General features: G+C 64.0%; 18 protein-coding genes and 1 pseudogene. 14 read left to right on the top strand and 5 right to left on the bottom strand.

Annotated features, from left to right (window positions below; all coding sequences use genetic code 11):
* Positions 1-431: 431 nt before the first annotated feature.
* From aceE to phaC, 12 genes are all read left to right on the top strand, one after another.
* Positions 432-3119, top strand: a complete 2688-nt coding sequence (aceE, locus tag HAP48_RS08210; protein WP_210292807.1) for a pyruvate dehydrogenase (acetyl-transferring), homodimeric type — start codon at positions 432-434, stop codon at positions 3117-3119.
* A 24-nt stretch (positions 3120-3143) separates the two neighbouring features.
* Entirely contained in the window at positions 3144-4712 is a 1569-nt protein-coding gene (locus tag HAP48_RS08205; RefSeq protein WP_166214184.1) for a dihydrolipoyllysine-residue acetyltransferase, read from the top strand.
* 17 nt (positions 4713-4729) lie between these two features.
* Positions 4730-6481, top strand: a complete 1752-nt coding sequence (lpdA, locus tag HAP48_RS08200; RefSeq protein WP_166214185.1) for a dihydrolipoyl dehydrogenase — start codon at positions 4730-4732, stop codon at positions 6479-6481.
* A 48-nt stretch (positions 6482-6529) separates the two neighbouring features.
* Positions 6530-7864 carry a dicarboxylate/amino acid:cation symporter gene (locus HAP48_RS08195; RefSeq protein ID WP_166214186.1) on the top strand — a complete coding sequence of 445 codons (1335 nt, stop codon included), beginning with the start codon at positions 6530-6532 and terminating at the stop codon, positions 7862-7864.
* A 66-nt stretch (positions 7865-7930) separates the two neighbouring features.
* Entirely contained in the window at positions 7931-9103 is a 1173-nt protein-coding gene (locus HAP48_RS08190) for an acetyl-CoA C-acetyltransferase (protein WP_166214187.1), read from the top strand.
* 63 nt (positions 9104-9166) lie between these two features.
* Complete coding sequence (phbB, locus tag HAP48_RS08185; protein WP_166214188.1) at positions 9167-9892, top strand: acetoacetyl-CoA reductase; 726 nt, start codon at positions 9167-9169, stop codon at positions 9890-9892.
* Positions 9893-10032: 140 nt separating this feature from the next.
* The gene (locus tag HAP48_RS08180; protein ID WP_166214189.1) at positions 10033-12309 is read left to right on the top strand and encodes an NADP-dependent malic enzyme; all 2277 of its coding nucleotides are present in this window, start codon (positions 10033-10035) and stop codon (positions 12307-12309) included.
* A gap of 49 nt (positions 12310-12358) precedes the next feature.
* Entirely contained in the window at positions 12359-13681 is a 1323-nt protein-coding gene (locus HAP48_RS08175; RefSeq protein ID WP_166214190.1) for an NAD(P)/FAD-dependent oxidoreductase, read from the top strand.
* A 29-nt stretch (positions 13682-13710) separates the two neighbouring features.
* On the top strand, positions 13711-13866 hold the full coding sequence (locus HAP48_RS08170) for a hypothetical protein (RefSeq protein WP_175612349.1): 156 nt from the start codon (positions 13711-13713) through the stop codon (positions 13864-13866).
* Complete coding sequence (locus HAP48_RS08165; RefSeq protein WP_166214191.1) at positions 13859-15757, top strand: sensor histidine kinase; 1899 nt, start codon at positions 13859-13861, stop codon at positions 15755-15757. The genes HAP48_RS08170 and HAP48_RS08165 overlap by 8 nt, the downstream gene beginning before the upstream one ends.
* On the top strand, positions 15747-17120 hold the full coding sequence (locus HAP48_RS08160) for a sigma-54-dependent transcriptional regulator (RefSeq protein ID WP_166214192.1): 1374 nt from the start codon (positions 15747-15749) through the stop codon (positions 17118-17120). The genes HAP48_RS08165 and HAP48_RS08160 overlap by 11 nt, the downstream gene beginning before the upstream one ends.
* A gap of 151 nt (positions 17121-17271) precedes the next feature.
* Positions 17272-18990 (top strand): class I poly(R)-hydroxyalkanoic acid synthase, encoded by a 1719-nt coding sequence (gene phaC, locus HAP48_RS08155; RefSeq protein WP_166214193.1) that lies wholly within the window; start codon positions 17272-17274, stop codon positions 18988-18990.
* Positions 18991-19157: 167 nt separating this feature from the next.
* Here the strand turns inward: phaC and HAP48_RS50440 are convergent.
* The 5 genes and pseudogenes from HAP48_RS50440 to HAP48_RS08130 all read right to left on the bottom strand — a co-directional run bounded on the left by HAP48_RS50440 (position 19158) and on the right by HAP48_RS08130 (position 22639).
* Positions 19158-19977: pseudogene (locus HAP48_RS50440) on the bottom strand (MetQ/NlpA family ABC transporter substrate-binding protein).
* 80 nt (positions 19978-20057) lie between these two features.
* Positions 20058-21398 carry an LLM class flavin-dependent oxidoreductase gene (locus HAP48_RS08145; RefSeq protein ID WP_166214194.1) on the bottom strand — a complete coding sequence of 447 codons (1341 nt, stop codon included), beginning with the start codon at positions 21396-21398 and terminating at the stop codon, positions 20058-20060.
* Positions 21399-21426: 28 nt separating this feature from the next.
* Positions 21427-21687: a hypothetical protein gene (locus tag HAP48_RS08140; protein WP_224496969.1), complete on the bottom strand. Its 261-nt coding sequence runs from the start codon at positions 21685-21687 to the stop codon at positions 21427-21429.
* 20 nt (positions 21688-21707) lie between these two features.
* Positions 21708-22115 (bottom strand): class I SAM-dependent methyltransferase, encoded by a 408-nt coding sequence (locus HAP48_RS08135; RefSeq protein ID WP_224496968.1) that lies wholly within the window; start codon positions 22113-22115, stop codon positions 21708-21710.
* A 149-nt stretch (positions 22116-22264) separates the two neighbouring features.
* Positions 22265-22639, bottom strand: coding sequence for a hypothetical protein (locus HAP48_RS08130; protein WP_224496967.1), 375 nt, complete (start codon positions 22637-22639; stop codon positions 22265-22267).
* 103 nt (positions 22640-22742) lie between these two features.
* On the opposite strand from HAP48_RS08130, the gene HAP48_RS08120 reads away from it, so the two are divergent.
* Both HAP48_RS08120 and HAP48_RS08115 read left to right on the top strand, forming a co-directional pair.
* Positions 22743-23945, top strand: a complete 1203-nt coding sequence (locus tag HAP48_RS08120; protein ID WP_224496966.1) for a SidA/IucD/PvdA family monooxygenase — start codon at positions 22743-22745, stop codon at positions 23943-23945.
* 103 nt (positions 23946-24048) lie between these two features.
* Positions 24049-24978 (top strand): TauD/TfdA dioxygenase family protein, encoded by a 930-nt coding sequence (locus HAP48_RS08115; RefSeq protein ID WP_166214196.1) that lies wholly within the window; start codon positions 24049-24051, stop codon positions 24976-24978.
* Positions 24979-24994 lie beyond the last annotated feature (16 nt).

Below are 24994 nucleotides of genomic sequence, written 5' to 3'. Positions count from 1 at the left end.
TGTGCGGGGACGCTCTCGCTCCGCGTGCGCAGGGGAGATGGCATCGCCCCAGGTCTTCGGGCGCGTCGCCCAGAATGATCCGAAATTTCGGATGACCGCTCCGCCCGGTTTTCCGGACCTTCAGACGGATCCGATCCCGACGCGGTGGCGGGTGCGCTGGCATGAACGGCAAAACCAAGCAAACTGAGCGACATCCCGGCGATCGATTGCGCATCGCGCGGTCTGGCACGAATGCTGCTTCGGTACCTGCCAAAAGGAGCGACAGCTCCAGAATATTCAGTGCGAGGGGACGTTCAGATGCCAGCCAACACTCAGGTCATCACCTAAAGCGACCGGGACATCGACGGTTTTGCATTGCGCGCTTCCGCACGAACGCGGGTCGCAATGAACGCGGGCGCGTGACTTGGGCTTGGCATGCAATGGAGAAGGCAATGACGATCGCGGACGCTCACGATCAGGACCCGCAGGAAACCCGGGATTGGCTTGACGCCTTGTCGGCAGTCCAGGGGCATCGCGGCAATGAACGCGCCGAGTTCGTGGTCAATGCGATGCTCGAGGCGGCGCGCCGCGGCGGCCTTCAGATCGAGCAGTCGCTGACAACGCCCTATTGCAACACGATCCCGCTGGACCAGCAGCCGGCGCTGCCGGGCGATCGCGCGATCGAGCACAAGCTTCGCTCCATCATCCGCTGGAACGCCCTTGCGATCATTCTGCGCGCCAACAAGGAAAGCTCGGAGCTCGGCGGCCATATCGCGAGCTTCCAGTCGGCCGCCACACTCTATGACATCGGCTTTGGCCATTTCTGGCACGCGCCGACCGATGCCCATGGCGGCGACCTGATATTTGTCCAGGGGCACTGCTCGCCCGGCATCTATGCGCGCGCTTTCCTTGAAGGGCGGTTGAGCGAGGAGCAACTGCTCAGCTTCAGGCAGGAGACCAGCGGCAAGGGGCTGTCGAGCTATCCGCATCCCTGGTTGATGCCGGACTTCTGGCAGTTCCCGACGGTGTCGATGGGGCTCGGGCCCTTGATGGCGATCTATCAGGCGCGCTTCCTGAAATATCTCGAGAACCGCAAGCTGGCCGAGACGTCCAACCGCAAGGTCTGGGCGTTCATGGGCGACGGCGAAACCGACGAGCCGGAATCGCTCGGCGCGATCTCGCTCGCCGGCCGCGAGAACCTCGACAATCTGATCTTCGTCATCAACTGCAACCTGCAGCGGCTCGATGGACCCGTTCGCGGCAACGGCAAGATCGTGCAGGAGCTCGAAAGCATCTTCCGCGGTGCGGGCTGGAACGTCATCAAGGTGCTGTGGGGCTCGGGGTGGGACCGTCTGCTGCAAAAGGACAAGAGCGGGCTGCTGCTCAGGCTCATGGAAGAATGCGTCGACGGCGAATACCAGGACTTCAAGAGTAAGAGCGGCGCCTATATCCGCGAGCACTTCTTCGGCAAGTACGAGGAAACCAAGCAGCTCGTCGCCGATATGAGCGACGACGATATCTGGCAGCTCGCGCGCGGCGGCCATGATCCCGAGAAGGTCTTTGCCGCTTACACCGCGGCCGTGAACCACAAGGGTCAGCCCACGGTCATTCTGCCGAAAACCGTCAAAGGCTACGGCATGGGCGAGTCCGGCGAAGGCCAGATGATCGCCCACCAGGCGAAGAAGATGACGCAGGACGCGCTGCGCGGCTTCCGTGACCGCTTCCAGGTACCGGTCGCCGACGCGGACCTGGCCAAGGTGCCTTTCCTTCGACTGCCGGAAGACAGCCCGGAAATGAAGTATTTCCGGGCGCAGCGCGAAAAGCTCGGCGGCTACCTGCCGCAACGCCGGCGGAAATCAGCGTCCTTGCAAATTCCGCCGCTCTCGACGTTCCAGCGGCTGCTCGAAAACACCGGAGACCGCGAGATCTCGACCACGATGGCGTTCGTGCAGTTGCTCGGCGCCCTCGTGCGCGACAAGGCGATCGGCAAGCACATCGTGCCGATCGTGCCGGACGAATCCCGCACCTTCGGCATGGAGGGTATGTTCCGGCAACTCGGCATCTATTCGTCGGTGGGCCAGCTCTACAGGCCGCAGGATGCCGATCAGCTGATGTACTACCGCGAGGACAAGAGCGGGCAGGTCTTCCAGGAGGGCATCAACGAAGGTGGCGCGATGTCGAGCTGGATCGTCGCGGCGACGTCCTACTCGACCAACAACGTGCCGATGATCCCGTTCTACATCTACTACTCGATGTTCGGCTTGCAGCGGGTGGGTGACCTCGCCTGGCTCGCAGGCGACATGCGGGCGCGCGGCTTCCTGCTGGGCGGCACGGCCGGCCGCACAACGCTGAACGGCGAAGGCTTACAGCATGAAGACGGCCACAGCCACGTGCTCGCGGCGACGATCCCGAACTGCGTCTCTTACGATCCGACCTTCGCCTATGAGGTCGTGACCATCGTCCGCGAAGGCATGCGCCGCATGTATGAGGCGCAGGAGGACGTCTACTACTACATCACCCTGATGAACGAGAATTATCAGCACCCGGCGCTGGCTGACGCAGGCACGGGCGCCGAGGAGGGAATTCTCAAAGGCCTCTACCTCCTGAAGAACGGCGGCGAGACCGCGAAGAAGGGACTCCGCGTCCAGCTGGTCGGCTCGGGCACGATCCTGCGCGAGGTGATCGCGGCGGCCGATCTGCTCAAGGCGGACTTCGGCGTGACCGCGGACGTCTGGAGCGCAACCAGCTTCAACGAACTGCGTCGTGACGGCATGGCGGCAGAGCGCTGGAACCTGTTGCATCCGACCGAGCCGCGCCGCAAGAGCTGGGTGGAAGCGCAGCTCGAGGGGCATTCGGGGCCGGTCGTGGCGTCGACCGACTATATGCGCAACTACCCCGACCAGATCCGGGAATATGTGCAGGCCGCCGGCCGCCGCTACGTCGTGCTTGGCACCGACGGGTTCGGCCGCAGCGACTATCGCGTCAAGCTCCGGAAATTCTTCGAGGTCGACCGCCACTATGTCGCCGTCGCGGCACTCAAGGCGCTCGCCGATGAGGGAACCATCAAGCCCGCAATCGTGGCCGAGGCCATCGCCAAATATCAGATCGACGCCGGGCGCGCGGCGCCATGGACCGTGTGAGGCAGGGGAGCCGAGGGCAGAGCGATGAGTGGTCTGATCGACATCAAGGTTCCCGATATTGGTGACTTCAAGGACGTCCCGGTCATCGAGGTTTTCGTCAAGCCGGGCGACAAGGTGAAGGCCGAGGATCCGCTGGTCGCGCTGGAGTCCGACAAGGCGACCATGGAGGTGCCGTCGCCGCGCGATGGCGTGGTGAAGTCGGTGGTCGTCAAGGTTGGCGACAAGGTGAGCGAAGGCGTGGTGATCGTGCAGTTCGAGGGCGCGGGCGCCGAGCAGGCCGAAACGCGCCCCGTCGTCAGCGCGCCGCCTTCGCCCGTCAGCGCCCCGGCGGGTATCGCCGAGGTGCGTGTCCCCGACATCGGCGACTTCAAGGACGTTCCAGTCATCGAGATCTTCGTCAAGCCCGGCGACAGCGTCAAAGCCGAGGATCCGCTGATCGCGCTCGAGTCGGACAAGGCGACGATGGAAGTGCCGGCGCCGCTCTCGGGCACCGTGCGCGAGATCAAGGTGAAGACCGGTGACAAGGTCAGCGAAGGCGCGATCATTCTCGTGCTTGCGACCAGCGATGCATCGGCCGCGGCGAGCTCTGTCGCGCCTGCGCCGGCACCGGCAACGTCGGCACCCGCCGCCGCTGCCGTGGCGCAGGCCGGCGGGGTCGACGAGAAGGCGTTTGCGCTCGCCTATGCCGGTCCGGCCGTGCGCAAGCTGGCGCGCGAAATGGGTGTCGATCTCGGCAAGGTCAAGGGCTCGGGCAATCACGGCCGCATCCTGCGCGAGGATGTCGAGACCTTTGCCAAGGGCGGAGCGCCAGCCGCCAAGCCGCAGGCTGCGGCGGCGAGCGGGGGCGGCGTCGGCGGCATCGATCTGCTGCCCTGGCCCAAGGTCGATTTCGCGAAATTCGGACCGGTCGAGCGCAAGGAGCTCGGCCGCATCAAGAAGATTTCTGCAGCTAACCTGCACCGCAACTGGGTCGTCATTCCGCACGTCACGACCCATGACGAGGCCGATATCACCGATCTCGAGCAATTCCGGGTGAAGATGAACAAGGAGCTGGAGAAGAGCGGCGTCAAGCTCTCGCTGCTGCCGTTCATGGTGAAGGCGGCGGTCGCGACACTGCAGAAATTCCCGGAGTTCAATGCCAGTCTCGACGGCGACACGCTGGTCTACAAGAACTACTGGCACATCGGATTTGCCGCGGACACGCCGAACGGCCTGATGGTGCCGGTGATCCGCGATGCCGACAAGAAATCGGTGCCGGAGATCGCGAACGAGATGAACGCGCTCGCCAAGCTGGCGCGCGAGGGCAAGATCAAGCCGGACCAGATGCAGGGCGGCACCTTCTCGATCTCGTCGCTCGGCGGCATCGGCGGCATCTACTTCACGCCGATCATCAACGCTCCGGAAGTCGCGATCATGGGCGTGTGCAAGGGATACTGGAAGCAGCATTCGGCCGACGGCAAGACCTGGACCTCGCGCCTCACTCTGCCGCTCTCGTTGTCCTGGGATCATCGCGTCATCGACGGCGCGGCCGCCGCACGTTTCAACGTCTACTTCGCCAATGTGCTCGCCGATCTGCGGCGCGTGTTGTTCTGAGATCGGGGGAGAGCAGCATGGCTCAGCAGATCGAAGTCAAGGTCCCCGATATCGGCGACTTCAAGGACGTGGCCGTCATCGAGGTCATGGTGAAGCCCGGCGAGACCGTCGCGGTTGATACCAGCCTCATCATGGTCGAGTCCGACAAGGCGTCGATGGAGATCCCATCCTCGCATGCCGGCGTCGTCAAGGAAGTCAGGGTCAAGGTCGACGACAAGGTGAGCGAAGGGTCGACGATCCTCGTGCTGGAGACCGCGGGCGCCGCGGCTGCGCCGGCACCCGCGCCAGCGCCTGCATCGCAGCCGGCCGCCGCTCCGCCGCCGGTTGCGCCCACTGCGGCGTCCTATTCCGGCAAGGCGGAGATCGAATGCGACGTGCTGGTGCTGGGCGCCGGTCCCGGCGGCTATTCGGCCGCCTTCCGCGCCGCCGATCTCGGCATGAAGACCGTGCTGGTCGAGCGCTACGACACGCTCGGAGGCGTGTGTCTCAACGTCGGCTGTATCCCGAGCAAGGCGCTGCTGCATACGGCGTCCGTCGTCGACGAGGTCAAGCATCTCCCGGACCACGGGATCTCCTTTGGCGCGCCGCAGATCGACCTGGGCAAGCTGCGCGCTTTCAAGGACGGCGTGATCAAGAAGCTGACGGGCGGGCTCGCCGGGATGGCCAAGGCCCGCAAGGTCGAGGTGGTGACCGGCGTCGGTGCCTTCCTCGACCCGCATCATCTGGAGGTCGCCGTGGCGGGCGGCAAGAAAACGATCAGGTTCGCCAAGGCGATCATCGCCGCCGGCAGCGAGGCCGTGAAGCTGCCTTTCCTGCCCGAGGATCCGCGCATCGTCGATTCGACCGGCGCGCTGGAGCTGAAGTCGATCCCGAAGCGCATGCTGGTGATTGGCGGCGGCATCATCGGGCTCGAAATGGCGACGGTCTATTCGACCCTCGGGGTACGCATCGACGTCGTCGAAATGCTCGACGGCCTGATGCAGGGCGCCGACCGTGACCTGGTCAAGGTCTGGGACAAGATGAACACGCATCGCTTCGACAAGGTGATGCTGAAGACCAAGACGGTCGGCGGGAAGGCCACCGAAGCCGGGATCGAGGTCAGCTTCGAAGGCGAGCAAGCCCCCGCGGGACCGCAGCTCTATGACCTCGTCCTGGTGTCGGTCGGTCGCAGCCCGAACGGCAAGAAGATCGGTGCCGACAAGGCCGGTGTCGCGGTCACGGATCGCGGCTTCATCGACGTCGACAGGCAGATGCGCACCAACGTGGCGCACATCTTTGCCATTGGCGACGTCGTGGGGCAGCCGATGCTGGCGCACAAGGCCGTGCATGAAGGTCATGTGGCGGCCGAAGTGGCACACGGCGAGAAGTCGTATTTCGATGCGCGACAGATTCCGTCCGTCGCCTACACCGATCCCGAAGTGGCCTGGGCCGGCAAGACCGAGGAGCAGTGCAAGGCCGAGGGCATCAAGTTCGGCAAGGCGGTCTTTCCTTGGGCGGCGTCCGGCCGGGCCATCGCCAACGGACGCGACGAGGGTTTCACCAAGCTGCTGTTCGACACGACAACCCATCGCGTCATCGGCGGCGGGATCGTCGGCACGCATGCGGGCGATCTGATCAGCGAAATCTGCCTTGCGATCGAGATGGGATGCGAGCCGGCGGATATCGGCAAGACCATTCATCCGCACCCGACGCTCGGCGAGTCCATCGGCATGGCGGCGGAGGTCTTCGAAGGCCACTGCACCGATCTGCCGCCACAGAAGAAGAAATGACGTTTGCCTGCCGATACGCAGGCACAGAGAGATCAGGGAGAAGACACAATGTCTGCAACGACCACTGCGACGTCCGGAACGTTGCCTGTCACGCAGAAGAAGCCGTTTTACCGGATTCTGTACGTTCAGGTGCTCGCGGCGATCGTGCTCGGCGTTATTGTCGGCTGGCTCTGGCCTGATCTCGCCAAGAATGACTGGATCAAGGCGATGGGCGACGGCTTCGTCAAGCTCATCAAGATGGCCATTGCGCCGATCATCTTCTGCACGGTCGTCTCCGGCATCGCCCATATTTCCGAAGTGAAGAAAGTGGGCCGCGTCGCGATCAAGTCGCTGGTCTATTTCGAGGTCGTCTCGACCTTTGCGCTGGCGCTGGGCCTGATCGTCGCCAACGTGCTGCATCCGGGAACAGGGTTCCAGGGCCAGTCGAACGCCGCGGCGGTCGCCGGCTATGCCAAGCAGGCGAGCGAGATGAAGTCGGTCGACTTCGTCCTGCACATCATTCCGGACACCGTGGTCGGAGCGTTCGCCCAGGGCGAGATCCTGCAGGTGCTGCTGTTTGCCATCCTGTTCGGCTTCGCGCTGATGGGGCTCGGCGAACGGGCTCACACGGTCCGTTCGATGATCGACGACGTCGCGCATGCGATGTTCGGCGTCATCTCGATCGTCGTCAAGGTCGCGCCGATCGGCGCTTTTGGTGCAATGGCCTACACGATCGGCCGCTATGGGCCCCAGGCGCTCGGCAATCTCGCCGGTCTGATCGCGACCTTCTATCTCACCGCGCTGCTGTTCGTGGTCGTCGGGCTCGGCATCATCGCCCGCATCGCTGGTTTCTCCATCTTCAAGTTCCTCAAATACATCAAGGACGAGCTGCTGATCGTGCTCGGCACGTCATCCTCGGAGAGCGCGCTTCCGCAGTTGATGGAAAAGCTGGAGCGTCTCGGCTGCTCCAAGTCGGTCGTCGGCCTCGTCGTGCCCACCGGCTACTCCTTCAACCTCGACGGCACCAACATCTACATGACCCTGGCGACGCTGTTCATCGCCCAGGCGATGAATGTCGAGCTCAGCTTCGGTGAGCAAATGACGATCCTCATCGTTGCCATGCTGACGTCGAAGGGCGCCTCGGGAATCACCGGCGCCGGCTTCATCACGCTCGCAGGCACGCTCGCGGCTGTCAGGCCTGAGCTGCTTCCCGGCATGGCGATCGTACTCGGCATCGACAAGTTCATGAGCGAGTGTCGGGCACTGACCAATCTGTGCGGCAACGGTGTTGCTTGCGTCGTCGTGGCGTGGTGGGAAGGCGAACTCGACCGCGAGAAGCTGCGTGCCGGGCTCGATCGCGACATTGATCCGAGCGACATCGAAGTTGCCGTAACGACAGGCTAGCGAATACTGAAGGTGGTCGCCGACGATCACCGCCAGTTCATCAGAAGTATATCAAGGGAGTTGGTCATGACGGACGTGGTTGTGGTCTCCGCGGCGCGGACACCGGTGGGCTCCTTCAACGGAGCGTTCGGGACGATACCCGCCCACGAACTCGGGGCGATCGCGATCAAGGGGGCGCTCGAGCGCGCCAAAGTGTCGCCTGAGGACGTCGACGAGGTCATCCTGGGCCAGGTGCTGTCCGGCGGTGAGGGTCAGAACCCGGCGCGGCAGGCCGCGATGGCAGCCGGCATTCCGCAGGAGAAGACGGCGTGGGGCATGAACCAGCTCTGCGGCTCGGGCCTGCGGTCGGTAGCGCTTGGCCTGCAGCAGATCGCCAATGGCGACGCCAGGATCATCGTCGCCGGCGGCATGGAGTCGATGTCGATGGCGCCGCATCTGTCGCATATGCGCGGCGGCACCAAGATGGGCGACGTCAAGTTCGTCGACTCGATGTTGAAGGACGGCCTGCTCGATGCCTTCCACGGCTACCACATGGGTGTCACGGCGGAGAACATCGCCGCCAGATGGCAGATCACAAGGGAGGAGCAGGATGCGTTCGCCACCGGCTCGCAGAACAAGGCCGAGGATGCGCAGAAGGGCGGCCGGTTCAAGGACGAGATCGTCCCGGTCACGGTCAAGACCAGGAAGGGCGATGTCGTTGTCGACCAGGACGAATATATCCGCCCGGGCACGACGCTGGACGCGCTTGCAAAGCTGAAGCCCGCCTTCAACAAGGAAGGCACGGTGACCGCCGGCAACGCTTCGGGTCTCAACGACGGCGCGGCCGCGCTGGTGTTGATGAGCGCCGACGAAGCCAGCAAGCGCGGCCTGACGCCGCTCGCGAAAATCGTCTCGTGGGCCACCGCCGGCGTCGATCCCGCGGTGATGGGTTCAGGGCCAATTCCGGCATCGCGCAAGGCGCTGGAAAAGGCCGGCTGGAAGGTCAAAGACCTCGATCTTGTCGAAGCCAACGAGGCCTTCGCGGCGCAGGCGATCGCCGTCAACAAGGACATGGGCTGGGATCCGTCGATCGTCAACGTGAACGGTGGCGCCATCGCCATCGGCCATCCGATCGGCGCGTCCGGTGCGCGCGTGCTCACGACGCTCTTGTTCGAAATGCAGAAGCGTGGCGCGAAGAAGGGGCTCGCCACGCTGTGTATCGGCGGCGGCATGGGCGTCGCCCTGACGGTCGAGCGCTGAGCGAGGCCGAGCTCACCTCAACAAGGGCCGGCGGGTGCAATCAATCAAAATTGGGAGCAAATCATGTCCAGAGTTGCAGTGGTGACCGGCGGAACGCGCGGCATCGGCGAGGCGATCTCGGTCGCGCTCAAGGCAGCCGGCTACAAGGTGGCGGCGAGCTATGCCGGCAATGACGAGGCGGCCGCGAAGTTCAAGTCCGAGACCGGCATCGCCGTCTACAAATGGGATGTCTCGAACTACGAGGCGTGCGTCGCGGGCCTGAAGCAGGTCGAGGCCGATCTCGGGCCGGTGGAGGTGCTGGTCAACAATGCTGGCATCACCAAGGACGGCATGTTCCACAAGATGACGGCGGAGCAATGGTACGCGGTCATCAACACCAATTTGAACTCGCTGTTCAACATGACGCGGCCGGTGTGGGACGGCATGCGCGAGCGCAAGTTCGGCCGGGTGATCTGCATCTCCTCGATCAACGGCCAGAAGGGCCAGATGGGCCAGGTCAACTACTCCGCCGCCAAGGCAGGCGACATCGGCTTCGTGAAGGCGCTGGCCCAGGAAGGCGCGCGCGCCGGCATCACGGTCAACGCGATCTGTCCCGGCTACATCGCCACCGAGATGGTCAAGGCGATCAACCCGGAGATCGTAGCCAAGAACATCCTGCCTCAGATTCCGGTCGGCCGCTTGGGTGAACCGCACGAGATCGCGCGCGCGGTGCTGTTCCTGGCGTCCGACGATGCCGGCTTCATCACCGGCTCGACGATCTCGGCGAATGGTGGCCAGCACGTGGTCTGAGCTGTTCCGGCAACGCGCCGCAAGGGTGACGGCGCGTGCGCTCGACGCGGGCCTGCCTCGCGTCGGTCGAGGGCGAAAACGAAAGCGAGGGGCAAGCGCATTGCGGCCCCTCGGACGAAGACATCAAGCCGGGGAACATGATGGACCAAGATCTGAAGGAAGCCGCCCTCGAATATCATCGCCTGCCGACGCCGGGAAAGATCTCCGTGGTGCCGACCACGGCAATGGCCACCCAGCGCGATCTGGCGTTGGCGTATTCACCCGGTGTGGCGGAGCCTTGCCTGGTCATCGCCCAGGACCCGCTGCAAGCCGATGTGCTGACGGCGCGCAGCAATCTCGTCGCCGTCATCACCAACGGCACGGCGGTGCTCGGCCTCGGCAATATCGGCGCGCTGGCCGGAAAACCGGTCATGGAAGGCAAGGCGTGCCTGTTCAAGAAGTTCGCCGGAATCGACGTTTTCGACATCGAGCTCGCCGAGGAAGACCCCGACGCGCTGATCGAGACGATCGCCAGGATGGAGCCGACCTTCGGCGGCATCAACCTGGAGGACATCAAGGCACCGGAATGCTTCTACATCGAGAAGAAGCTCCGCGAGCGGATGAAGATACCGGTGTTCCACGACGATCAGCACGGCACCGCGATCATCGCGGCCGCGGCGATCCTCAATGGACTGAAGCTGGTCAAGAAGGACATCGCGGACGTCAAGCTGGTCTGCTCCGGCGCAGGCGCCGCGGCGCTTGCCTGCCTCGATCTGATCGTGAGCCTTGGATTGCGCCGCGAGCGGATCATCGTGACCGACGCCAAGGGCGTCGTGTATGCCGGCCGCGTGGAAAGCATGGACGACAACAAGGCGCGCTATGCCGTCAAGACGGATGCGCGAAGCCTGGACGACATCATTGCGGACGCCGACGTCTTCCTTGGCCTGTCGGCCGGCAAGGTGCTGACGCCTGACATGGTCAAGAAGATGGCCCGCGATCCCCTGATCTTCGCGATGGCCAATCCGATTCCCGAAATCATGCCGGAGGACGCGCTGGCGGTGCGTCCCGATGCGATCATCGGCACCGGGCGTTCGGACTACCCGAACCAGATCAACAATGTGCTTTGTTTCCCGTTCATCTTCCGCGGTGCGCTCGACTGCGGGGCGACCACCATCAATGAGGAGATGAAGCTCGCGACGGTCCGCGCGCTCGCGGACCTCGCCATGGCGGAGGTACCGGAAGTCGTTGCCGCCGCGTACAAGGGCGAGGGACTTCGCTTCGGCCGCGACTACCTCATTCCCAAGCCGTTCGACCCGCGCCTGATCGAGATGATCGCGCCGGCGGTGGCCAGGGCCGCGGCCGACAGCGGCGTCGCCCGACGTCCGATCGCCGATATGGATGCCTATCGCCAACAACTGGGCCGGTTCGTCTATCAATCCGGCAACGCGATGCAGCCGGTCTTTTCCATCGCCAAGAGAAGCGGAAAATCCCTCGTTCTGGCGGAGGGCGAGGATGAGCGCGTGCTGCGCGCGGCGCAGGTCATCGTCGACGAGGGGATCGCCAGGCCGCTGCTGCTTGGCCGGCCGGCGACGATCGATGATCGGATCGCGGCGTTCGGGCTTCGGCTCAGGCCCGGCACCGACTGCGAGATCATCGATCCGCACGATGCAGAAGTCTATTCACAGTGCGCAGATGTCTACCATCTGCGCAGGAAGCGCGACGGCGTGTCGGCCGCGCTGGCGTTTTCGGAAACGCGGAGCAACGCGACCGTGCTGGCGTCGATCCTGCTGGAACGGGGCATCGGCGATGCGATGCTGTGCGGCGTGATCGGGCGGACCGCGGATCATCTGGCGGCGATCCGCAACGTGATCGGAACGCGGGAGAACGTGCGGACACTCGCCGTGATGCAGATGCTCATACTCCCGCAGCATCAGCTTTTCATTTGCGATACCCACTGCAATCTCAATCCGACCGCCGAGCAGGTCGCCGACATCGCCTTGCTGGCGGCGGAGGAGGTCAAGCGCTTCGGCATCACGCCGAGGGTGGCGCTGCTGTCGCATTCGAGCTTCGGGAGCTCGGCGGTGCCGGAAGCGCACAAGATGCGGGAGGCGCGCGCGATCATTCGCGAGCGGTCGCCCGATCTGGCCGTGGAGGGCGAGATGCGCGGCGATGCGGCGCTTTCGCAGTCCGTGCTCGATCATGAATTTCCCGATTCCGGCTTTGTCGGTCCGGCCAACGTGCTGGTGATGCCGAATTTGGACGCCGCCAACATCTCATACAATCTGTTGCGGATGGCCGCGGGGCAGGGGCTGACGGTCGGCGGGATTTTGCTCGGCGCGGCAAAGCCGGCGCATATTCTCACGCCGTCCTCCACCGTGCGCCGTATCGTGAACATGGCTGCAGTGGCCGTCGCGGATGCGGTTTCCGAGCGCGCCTGACCGGAAGGACATGATTGGGCGGACGTGAACGCGATCGGTCGAGGCCATCATGAGTGAGGTGCAATCGGGAAAGCGGCGGGTCGTGATTGTCGGCGGCGGAGCGGGCGGACTGGAGCTCGCGACCCGGCTCGGCGACAAATACGGCCGCAAGGGAAAGCTCGAGGTCACGTTGATCGAGCGCAACCGCACCCATGTCTGGAAGCCGAAGCTGCACGAGATCGCGGCCGGCAGCATGGATATCGCCGCCCATGAGGTCGACTATCTCGCGCAATCCTATTGGCACGGCTTCCGCTACCGGATCGGCGAGATGATCGGGATCGACCGGGAGCGGCGCCTGGTGCAGGTGGCGCCCTATCTCGATGCCGAAGGCCGCGAGGTGACGCCGAAGCGGAGCTTCGACTATGACGTCCTTGTCATCGCCGTCGGCAGCCAGAACAACGACTTTGGCACGCCCGGCGTCGCGGATCACGCGATCAAGCTGGAGTCGCAGGTCGATGCCAAACGATTCCATGAACGCATGGTCAATGCGTGCATCCGCGCCCACGCCCAATCGTGGCCGCTCGGGGAGCACCAGTTGAAGGTCGCAATCATCGGCGCCGGCGCGACCGGCGTCGAGCTTGCGGCGGAGCTGCACCGGACGACGCGGGAGGTGGTGGCCTATGGCCTCGACCAGGTCGATCCCCACAAGGACATCAGGATCACGCTGATTGAGGCCGCGGACCGGGTGCTTCCCGCGCTGCCGGAACGGGTTTCGCAAGAGACGGAGAAGCTGCTGGTCAAGCTTGGCGTCGATCTCTTGGTCGGCGCCAAGGTTTCCGAGGTCGGTTGCGACCATGTCAGCCTGACGGACGGCCGGACGATTCCTGCCGAGCTGATCGTCTGGGCCGCCGGAGTCAAGGCACCGGATTTCCTGAAGGATATCGCCGGCCTCGAAACCAACCGCATCAATCAGCTGGTGGTGCGGCCGACCCTGCAGACCACGCGCGACGACAGCATCTTCGCGATAGGCGACTGTTCGGCCCGCTCATGGGGCGAAAGGGGCAATGTGCCGCCGCGCGCCCAGGCGGCGCATCAGCAGGCCTCCCACCTCTATTCGCAGATCCCGCGGCTTCTGCAAGGCGAGGCGCTCAAGGATTATCGTTACCGGGACTTCGGGTCGCTGGTGTCGCTCGGCGAATTCAGCACGGTCGGCTCGATGATGGGCGCGCTGGTGGGTGGCAGCCTGGTCTTCGAGGGGATGTTCGCCCGGATGATGTACCTGTCGCTGTACAAGATGCACGAATACGCCCTGCATGGTCCGGCGAAGGTCGCGCTCGACACATTGGCCCGCCTGATCACCCGGCGGACCGAGCCGCACGTCAAGCTGCATTGATTGCGTTCGCGGAGGAGATCGATGTCGTGATGGACCAGCTCACCGTCCGGCAGGCCGCCGTTAGTCATGCCACGCTCAAGGTCATCCTGACCGGGGCGTGCGTGACCTTGCCGGTCATCATCGCCCACACCGGATTTTCCTGTCGCGTATTCCGAGGCAAGACCATAGAGTTGGCCCATGCGTGAGTGGTCGTCCGCAGTGGCCGGCGCGCCCCGCTTTGTGCTGGTTCACAAGATGACGGAGCTTCCATCCCTGGTGAACATCAAGGGGCCTCCCAAAGTCGGTTTGGTGATGCCCATTTCCACGCGGTGGCTGGTTCGCGGCGCGCTTGCCCTTGCGCTGGTCGCCGCGGCATCGTGGCTCGGATATGCGATCACGTTCCGCCGCGGGCTCGACCATTTGCACGCCGCGGCGCAACAGCGGCTGGCGGTCGAGGCCGCCAGGCTCGACGGTTATCTTTCGAGATTCGAATACCTGCCCTCCCTGCTGGAGACGTCTCCCAGTGTGTTCCGGCTGCTCGAGGCCCCCAATGATCCTGCACTGCAGCAAACCGTCAGCCTGTATCTGAAGTCGATCAACCTGCTTGCGGGCGCCGACAACCTCTATGTCCTGGGCGTCTCCGGCGCGACGCTGGCCGCGGCCGATTTCGACCAGCCCGGGACACCCTTCGGCGAAAACCTGTCGTATCGCCCCTATGTGAGCGAAGCACTCGCGAGCGGCCGCGGGGCATTCTTCGGTATCGGTATCACCACGGCGCGCGCCGGCTACTATCTGTCCTATGCGCTGAAACAGGGCGGCACGACGAAGGGCGTCGCCACCGTCAAGGTCAATCTGGACTCGTTCGAGCGAGCGTGGCGCAACACTGATAACGACATCCTGCTGGTCGACGAGCGCAAGGTGACGATCCTTGCCTCGCGCGACGAGTGGCGCTACCGCCCGATGGCGCCGCTGTCGGTCCAGACGCGCGATGACATTGCACGGTCCAAACCCTACGGAAACCACGACCTGGCGCCGCTCGGATGGACCTTCGCCGCCCAGTCCGAGAGCGACGCCGCGCGGATCACCACGCAGAACGGAACCGCCTACACGGTCAGCGAGCTTCCGATCAACCGCGGTTTGTGGAACCTGGTCCTTCTCGATGACGAGGCGCCCACACGGCAGATCGCGCTCATCATCGGGGGCATATCGGGTCTCGTCGCCGTCGTTGCGCTGCTGGCGCTCGGCCTTGTCGAGCAACGCCGGAGAGAGATCAAGCACCGGTTGGCCAGCCAGGCCGCGTTGCAGACGGCCAACGACATGCTCGAGACGAGGGTGCAGGAGCGCACCGCCGAATTGCGGGCCGCCCAGGACGAACTCGTTCACGCCGGCAAGCTGGCCGCGCTCGGCCAGATGTCGGCCGGCATCGTGCACGAGCTGAACCAGCCGCTGGCTGCGCTGCAGACCGCTGCCGACAATGCGGTCCTGCTGGTCGACCGCGGGTCGATCGGCGATGCCCGGGGAAATCTCACCCGAATTGGCGAGCTGGTCCGCCGGCTCGGACGCCTGACCAGCCAATTGCGGGTGTTCGCATACAAGTCGAGCAGCCCGCTTGGTGCGGTCTCCGTCGAACAGGCCGTCGCCGAGGCGCTCAAGATACTCGCCGGGCGAGTCAAGGACGGCGGGGTCGCCGTCGCGACCGAGATCGACGCGAAGCTGGCCGTCGTCGCCGATCAGACGCGATTGGAGCAGCTGTTGTGCAACATCGTGGCCAATGCGCTGGATGCGGTGGAGAGCGTCGACCAGAAGTCGATCCTGATCCGGGCGAGCAGGGAGGAGGCGCAGACCGCGCGCTGCCGCATCGCGATCAGCAACAGCGGGCCCGCGATCGCATCCGACGTTCTGCAGCGCATGTTCGAGCCATTCGTGACGACCAAGCCCGCCGGCAAGGGATTGGGCCTCGGCCTGATGCTCTCCAACCACATCGCGCGCTCTTTTGGCGGCGAACTGCGTGCGCGAAACCTGATGCCTGATGGTGCCGAGTTTGTCGTGATCCTTCCATTGGCTGAGATAGCAGAGGCGGCTTCGCATGGGCGATGACCAATCGATCGGCGTGATCTATGTCGAGGACGACGACGACGTCCGGATCGGCGGCGTCCAGGCGCTCGAGCTCGCGGGATTTTCGGTCTCGGGATTTGCCTCGGTCGAGACCGCCAACGGATCCGTTCGTGCCGACATGCCCTTTGTCGTGGTCTGCGACGTGCGCCTGCGCGGGCGGAGCGGCCTGGAATGGCTGTCCGATCTGCGTCGATTGGACCAGGATCTCCCGGTGATCCTGATCACCGGTCACGGTGATATCTCAATGGCCGTGCAGGCGATGCGGGCCGGCGCCTACGACTTCATCGAGAAGCCGTGCTCCTCGGAGCAACTGATCTCGGTGGTGCGCCGCGCGGCAGAAAAGCGGCGGCTGACCCTGGAGGTTCGTTCGCTGCGATCGGCCCTGGCGGATCGCCAGGGAATCGAGGCGAGCCTGCAGGGCCGATCGCCGCAGATCCAGGAAGTGCGCCGGCTCGTCTCCACTTTGGCTACGACCAATGTCGATGTCACGATCTATGGTGAAACCGGAACCGGCAAGGACGTGGTCGCGCGCTGCCTGCACAATCACAGCGGTCGCCGCGGCGGCAACTATGTCGCGGTGAATTGCGGCGGCCTTCCGGAATCGCTGGTCGAGAGCGAGCTGTTCGGCCACGAGGTGGGCGCGTTCACCGGCGCCACCCGGCAACGGATCGGAAAGATCGAATATGCCAATGGCGGGACGTTGTTCCTCGACGAGATCGAGAGCATGCCGTTGAGCGTCCAGGTCAAGTTGCTCAGGTCGCTGCAGGACAGATCCATCGAGCGCGTCGGAACCAACAAGCCGATCTCGGTAGATTGCCGGGTCGTGGCCGCGAGCAAGGCCAATTTGTTCGAACTGAGCGAAAAGCGGCTGTTTCGTGCCGATCTCTACTATCGCCTCGGCGTCGCATTCATCGAGCTGCCACCGCTGCGCGAGCGGCGCGAGGATATCCCTCTGCTGTTCGAGCATTTCACCCTGGACGCGGCGCGGCGGTTCGAGCGTGATGCGCCGATCCTGGACGAGCAGACCATGTCGCATTTGCTGGCCTATTCGTGGCCGGGCAATGTGCGGGAACTGCGCAACGTCGCCGATCGTTTCGTGCTTGGTGTGCTCGACCGCAAGACGATCAACAAGGCGGGATTCGGGACGTCGGATATGTCATTGCCGCGGCAATTGGAGAACATCGAGCGATCGATCATCGAGGACGCGCTGCGCCGCAAGCAAGGCGACGTCCAGGCGACCGCCGCGCTTCTGAGCATCCCGAAGCAGACACTGTACGACAAGATCAAGCGCCTCTCCGTCAGCGTCGACGGGATCAGGGAGGGCGCTGTCCGCTCCGGGTCCTGAGACTGCGGCGCGGCGGGACCGGCTGAAATCGGTCACGCGCAAGCGCCCGGAAACATAATAGGCTCTCGGTGCATCCGAGGGCAAAGGGCGCCAGCTAGAAGCTGCCCGAAATCGGAAGCGAACCAGTCAATCTTGCCTAGCGAGGGACGTCATGAATCGGCCATTCAACATGCCCGACGAATTTGTCGAGGGTTTCATGAAAGCGGGGGAAAGCCTGTGGCGGTCGCTCGGGTGGGCGACGAACGTCGATCGCGAGGGGGCGAACCTCGGCTCAACCCTGAATTCGTCGGGACGCCTCGCCGAATTGCAGGCCGAGCACCTCAAGCGCCTGTACCAGCTCACCGAGCACATCATCAGATCGGCGTCCGGGGTGTCGAGCGAAGGGAGCATCGAGCCCGCGCGTGGCGATCGCAGGTTCAACGCCGAGGAATGGCGGGACAACGCGGCCTATAGCCTTTTGAAGCAATGCTATTTGCTGAACGCGCGCTATTGCGTCGATTTCGTTGAAGCGCTCGATCTCGACGAGAAGGAAAAGCTTCGCCTGCGCTTCTTCACGCGTCAGCTTGTCGAGGCGATGAGCCCGACCAATTTCATTGCCACCAATCCTGACGTCATCAAGCTTGCGACGGACAGCGAAGGTCAGAGTCTCAAGGCCGGCCTCGAGAACCTGATGACCGATCTGGGCAGAGGCAGCCTGACGATCACCGATGAGGAGGCTTTCGAAGTCGGAAAGGACGTCGCCACATCAAGGGGCGCGGTCGTCTTCGAGAACGAGCTGTTTCAGCTCATTCAATATGAACCGGCGACCGAGCAGGTGACGGCACGGCCGCTGCTGATCGTGCCGCCCTGCATCAACAAGTTCTACATTCTCGACCTGCAGCCGGCCAATTCCTTCGTCCGTTTCGCGGTCGAGCATGGCCTGACCGTCTTCATGGTCTCCTGGCGCAATCCGGATGCCTCATGCGGGCACTTTGCCTGGGACGATTACGTCGAACAGGGCGCTATGCGTGCGATCGAGGTGGCCCGGTCGATCTCCGGTGCCGACAAGGCCAACGTGGTCGGCTGGTGCGTCGGGGGAACTATCCTGTCGTCCGCGCTGGCGATCCTGCGCACGCGGGGCGATGAGTCTGTCGCCTGCGTGACATTGCTGACGACGATGCTCGACTTCCGCGAGCCGGGGGACCTCGGCGTGTTCGTGGACGAGGAGAGTACGCGACAGCGGGAGCAGACCATCGGCAATGGCGGCATCTACCGCGGCTCGGAGCTCGGGTTTGTGTTTCAAACCCTGCGGTCGAAGGAGCTGATCTGGCCGAACGTGATCAACAACTATCTGAAGGGAAAATCGCCGGAACGTTTCGATCTTCTGTTCTGGAACGCCGACGTGACCAACCTGCCGGGGCCGATGTATTGCTGGTACATCCGCAACATGTACCTGGAGAACAACCTTCGGGAGCCGAACCGCCTGACGATGTGCGGCACGCCTGTCGATCTGGGGCGGGTCGACCTGCCTGCCTATGTCCTGGCGACCGTTGAGGATCACATCGTGCCATGGCGATCGGCCTATCGCACCACCGGCCTGTTCAGTGGCAACACCCGCTTTGTGCTGGGTGCGAGCGGGCATATTGCCGGCGTGATCAACCCCGCCTCGAAGAACAAGCGAAGCTACTGGCTGTCGGACGAGCGATGCGACGACCCGGCGGCATGGCGGGCGGGCGCGGCCGAAAAGCCGGGCAGCTGGTGGAACGACTGGATCGCATGGCTCAAGCCGTGGGCTGAAGACCAGGTGCCCGCCCGCCCGCAGCTCGGCAGCAATCTCTATCCTCCAGGGGAATCCGCGCCGGGCCGATACGTGAAGGCGAAAGCGAACTGACAGCAATAGCGAGCCGTGTGAGCGCCGCGTTGGATGGTTTCCGGCGCTCTGGAGCGTTTTCGAGCGAAGTGGACACCGGTTCGCGTGAAGAAAACGCGTCAAAACAAGAATCTAGAGCTTCGGTTCTGATTCAATCAGAACCGAAAATGCTCTGGACGGCCGGGCCATCACTTCAGGTAGTCCGGCAAGGCAAACCCGTCATAGAAGCGGTCCGAGAGGATCGCGGTCTTGAAGGTCTGCGATTTGTAGCCGGCAACGATGTCCTGCGCCCACGCCGCATCCGCATTGGCCTTCTTGACGGCGACCACGTTGATGTAGGGTGTCGTCATCCTTTCCAGCGCGAACGCATTGGTCAGCTTCAACCCGCTGTAGATCGCGAAATTGCCCTGGATCGCGGCGAAGTCGACGTCGTCGAGCGCGCGCGGCGCCTGGGCTGCTTCCAGCGGCACGATCTTGATGCCGCCGGGGTTCTTGATGACGTTCGAGCTCGCTGACGTCGACCGGCTTTGAGTCGCGGATCTCGACGAGGCCGAGGTCGCGCAGGATCCACAATGCGCGCTGCAGATTGACGGGATCGTTGGGCACCGCGATCGTCGAGCCCGGCCTGATCGGCGTGCCCGGCGGGTGCTTCTTGGAGTAGAGCCCCATCGGCGGCGTCGGCACGTGGACGATTCCGACGAGATCGGTGCTTTGCCGCTCGTTGTAGGAGTTCAGGAAGATCGTGTGCTGCATCACGTTGGCATCGATCTCGCCCTTGAACACCGCGTTGTTGGCCTCGAGCCCGGTCGAGAACTCGACGTATCTGATGCGATAGCCCTTGTTCTGCAGCTCCGGCGCCACGCCGACCTTGAACTCGTCGATATAGGGGCCCGGGACAAAACCGACTTTCAACTCGGGCTTGGCAGGCGTCTCGGCGCGCACGGTGGCACCGATCACGGCGCCAAGAAGCAGAAAAACGGAAAGCCGGAAGAAGCGCGCAGTCTGCATGGTCGTCATTGCATCCTTGATGAGAGCCGTGCGGCGGCATCTGCCGCGGAAGGCCGAACGATCTGGGGAATGTAAGGCGATCAGGCGATCGCCTGAATCGAGCCGGAAAAGACGCTCGGCGGCCGGTTCAGGCCGTAATGATCGCGCAGCGTCGTGCCGGCGTAGTCGTCGCGGAACAGGCCGCGCTTGCGCAAGATCGGAACGACCTGCTCGGCAAAGACATCGAATCCGCCGGGCAGCCAGGGCGGCATGACGTTGAAACCGTCGGCGGCGCCGTTCTCGAACCAGGTCTGGATATTGTCGGCGATCTTCTCCGGCGGGCCCGCAATCACCCAATGGCCGCGCGCGCCGGCGAGGCGCTGGACCAGCTGGCGGATCGTCGGCTTCTCGCGATCGACGATGTCGACCACGAGCTTGAAGCGGCTGGCCACGCCGCGGGCACCGTTGGTGTCGATCAGGTGGCGCGGGAACGGGCCGTCGAGATCGAAGCCGGCAAGGTCGAGCCCGATCATCTGGCGCAGCTGGGTCAGCGAATATTCCGGCTGGATCAGTTCATTGAATTCGTCCTGCAGCCGATCCGCCTCGGCTTGCGTGCTGGCGATGAACGGGCTGATGCCGGGCAGAACCTTGATCTGATTGGGGCTGCGGTCGAACACGCGCGCCTGACGCTTGATGTCGGCATAAAATTCCTGAGCGCTCGCCAGCGTCTGATGCGCGGTGAAGATCGCTTCCGCGAAGCGCGCGGCAAAGGCGCGGCCGTCGTCCGATGAGCCCGCCTGCACGTAGACCGGCCGTCCCTGCGGCGTCCGCGAGATGTTGAGCGGCCCGCGAACCCGAAAATGCTTCCCGAAATGGTCGATCGCATGGATCTTGCCGGTATCGGCAAACACCCCGGAGACGGGGTCGTTGATCAGCGCGTCGTCTTCCCAGCTGTCCCAAAGACGGGTGATGACGTCGAGATATTCCCGCGCCCGCTCGTAGCGTTCGTGATGCGGCGGATGCTCCGGCAGGCCGAAATTCTGCGCCGCCTGCGCCGTGCTTGTCGTCACGATGTTCCAGCCGGCACGGCCGCCGCTGAGATGGTCGAGCGAGGCGAACAGGCGGGCAAGGTTGTAAGGCTCGCTATAGGTCGTTGACGCGGTCGCGATCAGGCCGATCCGCTTGGTGGCGACCGCAATTGCGGCGAGCCAGGTGATCGGCTCGAAGCGGAAGCGCTGCGCGTAGCGGACATTGTCGGCCAGGGCCGGTCCGTCGGCAAAGAAGATCGCGTCGAATTTGTGCGCCTCGGCCTTCTGCGCCAGCTCCTGATAAAAGGTGACGTCGAGGATGCGGTCCGCGGCGGAGCCCTTGTAGCGCCACGCCGCCTCGTGATGGCCACCCGGATAGATGAAGAGATTGAGAGAAAGCCGTCGATCGCTCATGCGTGATGCCCGCAGAATGTTGGTGGTGTCAGTTGCCGGCCGGCGCCTTGTGCGCAAACGCGAAACGCAAATAACGCTCCAGGGTCAGCCCCTCCGGCGTTCTCTTGGTTTCGACCAGGCGGGCAAATGCGCTGCGGACCTGTTCGCGTTCGGCCGGCGAGAACGCCTCCAGAAAGTTGCCGAAGGCGCTGGCTTCCGACCAGCGGAGCAGCGAATTTGCGTCCGCATGGACGTCGGTCAGCGCGCGCAACTCGCTGCGGTAATCGGTGAAGCCGCCGGCGACAAACAACGGCCTGAGCTCGTCATCGGTCAGGCCCGGTGGATCTCCCGCAAGGCGCCGCCCTTGTCGGCGATCCAATGGAACACGCTGTTGAGATAGACCGCATCGAACTGGCGGTCATCGAAGCGCGAGAGGTCCTCGGCCCGGCCGGTGTGGAATTGCAGATTGTCCGACTGGCGAAGCCGCGCGATCTCGATGCGGCCGGCGAGCGGATCGATGCCGATCACCTGACCGTTCGGCCCGACGAGATCTGCCACGAATTCGGCGAGGCGGCCGGTGCCGGTCCCGATGTCAAGGACATGCTCGCCGGATTTGATCGCCAACGGTCCGATCAGGAACTTGCCGTGACGGAACTGGACCAGCCCGGCTTCATCGTAGGAGCGAGCCAGCTCCGGAGTATCGTGTTCGAGACTGATGGCGCCACTCGTTTGCGGCATGTTCGATGATCCATGATTGCGGCGCCGCGCGCGCTTCGGCGTGCGAGCTGGACTTTGACTCTACGTCGGTGATCGCAAGCCTGTCGATGAAATGAACTTGCATTGTTGCGTCGGAAGCGAGCATGAACCTTGTGAGTCGATCGGCGATGTTAGACGAGTGCAGCCGTCACGATGAAACCAGCGGGCGATTTGCGCTCATCTTGCGCATCGGGCGGTGCTGTCTTGCGGTTTTTGCGTGCAGTTGGAGCACGGAAGGCGACGATCGCCGCAAATATTTCAACGGCTGCGTCGACCGCGAAGCGATCGTTGCGCGCCGTCGAAAACAAAGCTGGTTTCGTTTCATTGACTGGCGATCGTTCGCTTTTACGATTTGCAGCGTCAAAGCGAGGCCGATCAACATGCCGCAATCCGATCCCGACAGCGTTGCCCGCGAAGCCCTGCGCCTGATCGGACCCGATCCGCAAAACTGGGTGCCCGATCGCGACGGGATCGATCACAATGCGGTCATTGTCGGCGGCGGACAATCCGGCTCGGCATTTGCGTTTGCGCTACGGCGGGCCGGGATCGGCAAGGTCTCCGTGATCGATGCTGCGGCCGACAGCAGTACGTCAGGCGTCTGGCTGACGAGTGCGCGGATGCACAAGCTCCGCACGCCCAAGAGCTTACCGGGCCCCGAGCTTGGCCTGCCCGGTCTCGGATTCCAGGCCTGGTACGAGGCACGGCGCAGCCGCATACGATGCGCTCGATCGCATTCTGCGGCTCGACTGGGCGGCCTATCTCGACTGGTATCGCAAGGTCACGGGCGTTGTCGTTCGTTATGGGACGCGGCTGGTTCGCATCGAACCCGCGGGAGATCATCTGCGGCTGCATCTGGAGCAGGGCGGTCGCACGACGGTCGAAACCACGCGAAAGCTTGTGCTGGCGACCGGTTTTGTCGGCAGTGGCGGCGCCCATATTCCGGAGGCCCTGCGCAGTCTGCCGAAGCAATTTCATGCGCATACTTCGGAGAAGATCGACTTCAGGGCCCTGCGAGGGCGATCGGTCGCGGTGGTCGGGAGCGCCGCGTCAGCATTCGACGCCGCCGCCGTCGCGCTCGAAGCCGGCGCGCGCGACGTCCACCTCTATGCCCGGCGCGAAACGCTGGCCTCGCTGCCGGTGATCCGGATCCGGGGCTATCCGGGCGCCTACGACAACTACGGGGCGCTGCCGGATGCGGTGCGCTGGCAACAGGCGATCCGCTTCCGCCGCGCCGGCTCGACGCCGCCGGCGGATGCGATCGCGCGCGCTGTCGCGTTTCCCAATTTCCATCTCCATCTGGGCGCACCATGGCAGGCGGTGAGGCAAGAGGGCGGGCGTGCCGTCGCAGTAACGCCGCAGGGTGAATTTGCGTTCGACTTTGCCATCGCCGGCACCGGATATGCCGTGAACCTCGGCGCGCAGACCGAACTGCGCGACTTCGCGGACGAGATACTGCTGTGGCGCGACCGGTTCACGCCGCGCGACGATGAGAGGGACGGGGCGCTGGCGGCATATCCCTATCTCGGATTGGGGCATGAATATCTGGAGAAGCGGCCCGGCCGCGCGCCCTTCCTGAAAGACATTCACGTCTTCAACCCGGCGGCCTTCGTCAGTTTTGGCTTGCCGGTCGGCGATGTCCCGAGCTTCAGGCGCGACATTCCTGCCGTTGTGGCACGGATCAGTCGCGATCTGTTTCTGGACGATCTGCCGGCGCACGAGGCGCGCATCAACGGATCGATCGCCGACGACTTCGGCGCCGAGCTTTATGCGCCGGCGGTGTGGCGGCCACCGGAGTACGTCGCGGCCGAGTAGGGCATAGCAGCACAGCACTGAATTCGTTTGTCTCCGCCGTCGCTCCCGCGACCGGCGCATGGCGGAGCCTTGTCTGGGAGATCGCGGTGGTGAGAGCACGGTCATGAGCAGCACGACGACCATTGATAACGTCATTCCCCGCGCGGACATCGTCAAGCGCGCGGCGAGGCTTGGAGCGGAGATCAGGAACGTCAGGCTGTCGGGCGATCTGTCCGATGAGGTCATCCGCGCCGTCAACCAGGTGCTGCTCGAGCACAAGGTGATCTTCTTCCGCGACCAGGGGCATCTCGACGACGCCGCGCAGGAGCGCTTTGCGGTGCGGCTCGGTAAGCTCGTGCCGCATCCGACGGTCGGGGCAATCAAGGGGACGTCGTCGATCCTCGAGCTGGATTCGGGTCGCGGCGGCGGCCGTGCGGATCAATGGCATACCGACGTGACCTTCGTTGACGCCTATCCGAAGATCTCGGTGCTGCGCGGGGTGGTGATTCCGCCTTATGGCGGCGACACCGTCTGGTCGAATACAGCGGCGGCTTACCTCGACCTGCCGGCACCGCTGCAACGGCTCGCCGACGAGCTGTGGGCGGTTCACAGCAACGCCTATGACTATGCCGTCAAGTCCCGAGCAAGCGAAGCCGACCGCAAGCATTTCGACGAAGTGTTCACCGGCACGGTCTACGAGACCGAGCATCCCGTGGTGCGCGTTCACCCCGAGACCGGTGAGCGGACGCTGGTGCTGGGCAACTTCGTCCAGCGTTTCGTCGGACTGCCGAAATACGACGGCCAGAAGCTGTTCGACCTGTTCCAGTCGCACATCACGGCGCCCGAGAACACCGTGCGCTGGAACTGGCAGGCCGGCGACGTCGCGATCTGGGACAACCGCGCCACCCAGCACTATGCGGTCAATGACTACGGCGATCAGCACCGCGTGGTGCGCCGTGCCACGATCGACGGCGAAGTGCCGGTGTCGATCGACGGCCGCCGCAGCGTGACGCGCATCAAGGCACCGAAACAGCAGGCCGCGAAGGCGGCGTGATCTCGTTCGATTGAGG

Origin of the sequence: Bradyrhizobium septentrionale, from assembly GCF_011516645.4 — a bacterium.
In the GTDB taxonomy this organism is placed as follows: Bacteria; Pseudomonadota; Alphaproteobacteria; order Rhizobiales; family Xanthobacteraceae; genus Bradyrhizobium; species Bradyrhizobium septentrionale.
This window is presented reverse-complemented; position numbering and strand designations above follow the sequence as displayed.

Excerpts from the sequence above, each read along its gene's own strand:
- HAP48_RS08170 (WP_175612349.1), top strand. The coding sequence starts at position 13,711 with ATGGACCAGCTCACCGTCCGGCAGGCCGCCGTTAGTCATGCCACGCTC.
- aceE (WP_210292807.1), top strand. The coding sequence starts at position 432 with ATGACGATCGCGGACGCTCACGATCAGGACCCGCAGGAAACCCGGGAT.
- HAP48_RS08145 (WP_166214194.1), bottom strand. The coding sequence starts at position 21,398 with ATGAGCGATCGACGGCTTTCTCTCAATCTCTTCATCTATCCGGGTGGC.
- HAP48_RS08160 (WP_166214192.1), top strand. The coding sequence starts at position 15,747 with ATGGGCGATGACCAATCGATCGGCGTGATCTATGTCGAGGACGACGAC.
- HAP48_RS08195 (WP_166214186.1), top strand. The coding sequence starts at position 6,530 with ATGTCTGCAACGACCACTGCGACGTCCGGAACGTTGCCTGTCACGCAG.
- HAP48_RS08205 (WP_166214184.1), top strand. The coding sequence starts at position 3,144 with ATGAGTGGTCTGATCGACATCAAGGTTCCCGATATTGGTGACTTCAAG.
- lpdA (WP_166214185.1), top strand. The coding sequence starts at position 4,730 with ATGGCTCAGCAGATCGAAGTCAAGGTCCCCGATATCGGCGACTTCAAG.
- phaC (WP_166214193.1), top strand. The coding sequence starts at position 17,272 with ATGAATCGGCCATTCAACATGCCCGACGAATTTGTCGAGGGTTTCATG.
- phbB (WP_166214188.1), top strand. The coding sequence starts at position 9,167 with ATGTCCAGAGTTGCAGTGGTGACCGGCGGAACGCGCGGCATCGGCGAG.
- HAP48_RS08165 (WP_166214191.1), top strand. The coding sequence starts at position 13,859 with ATGCGTGAGTGGTCGTCCGCAGTGGCCGGCGCGCCCCGCTTTGTGCTG.
- HAP48_RS08135 (WP_224496968.1), bottom strand. The coding sequence starts at position 22,115 with ATGCCGCAAACGAGTGGCGCCATCAGTCTCGAACACGATACTCCGGAG.
- HAP48_RS08115 (WP_166214196.1), top strand. The coding sequence starts at position 24,049 with ATGAGCAGCACGACGACCATTGATAACGTCATTCCCCGCGCGGACATC.
- HAP48_RS08180 (WP_166214189.1), top strand. The coding sequence starts at position 10,033 with ATGGACCAAGATCTGAAGGAAGCCGCCCTCGAATATCATCGCCTGCCG.
- HAP48_RS08175 (WP_166214190.1), top strand. The coding sequence starts at position 12,359 with ATGAGTGAGGTGCAATCGGGAAAGCGGCGGGTCGTGATTGTCGGCGGC.
- HAP48_RS08190 (WP_166214187.1), top strand. The coding sequence starts at position 7,931 with ATGACGGACGTGGTTGTGGTCTCCGCGGCGCGGACACCGGTGGGCTCC.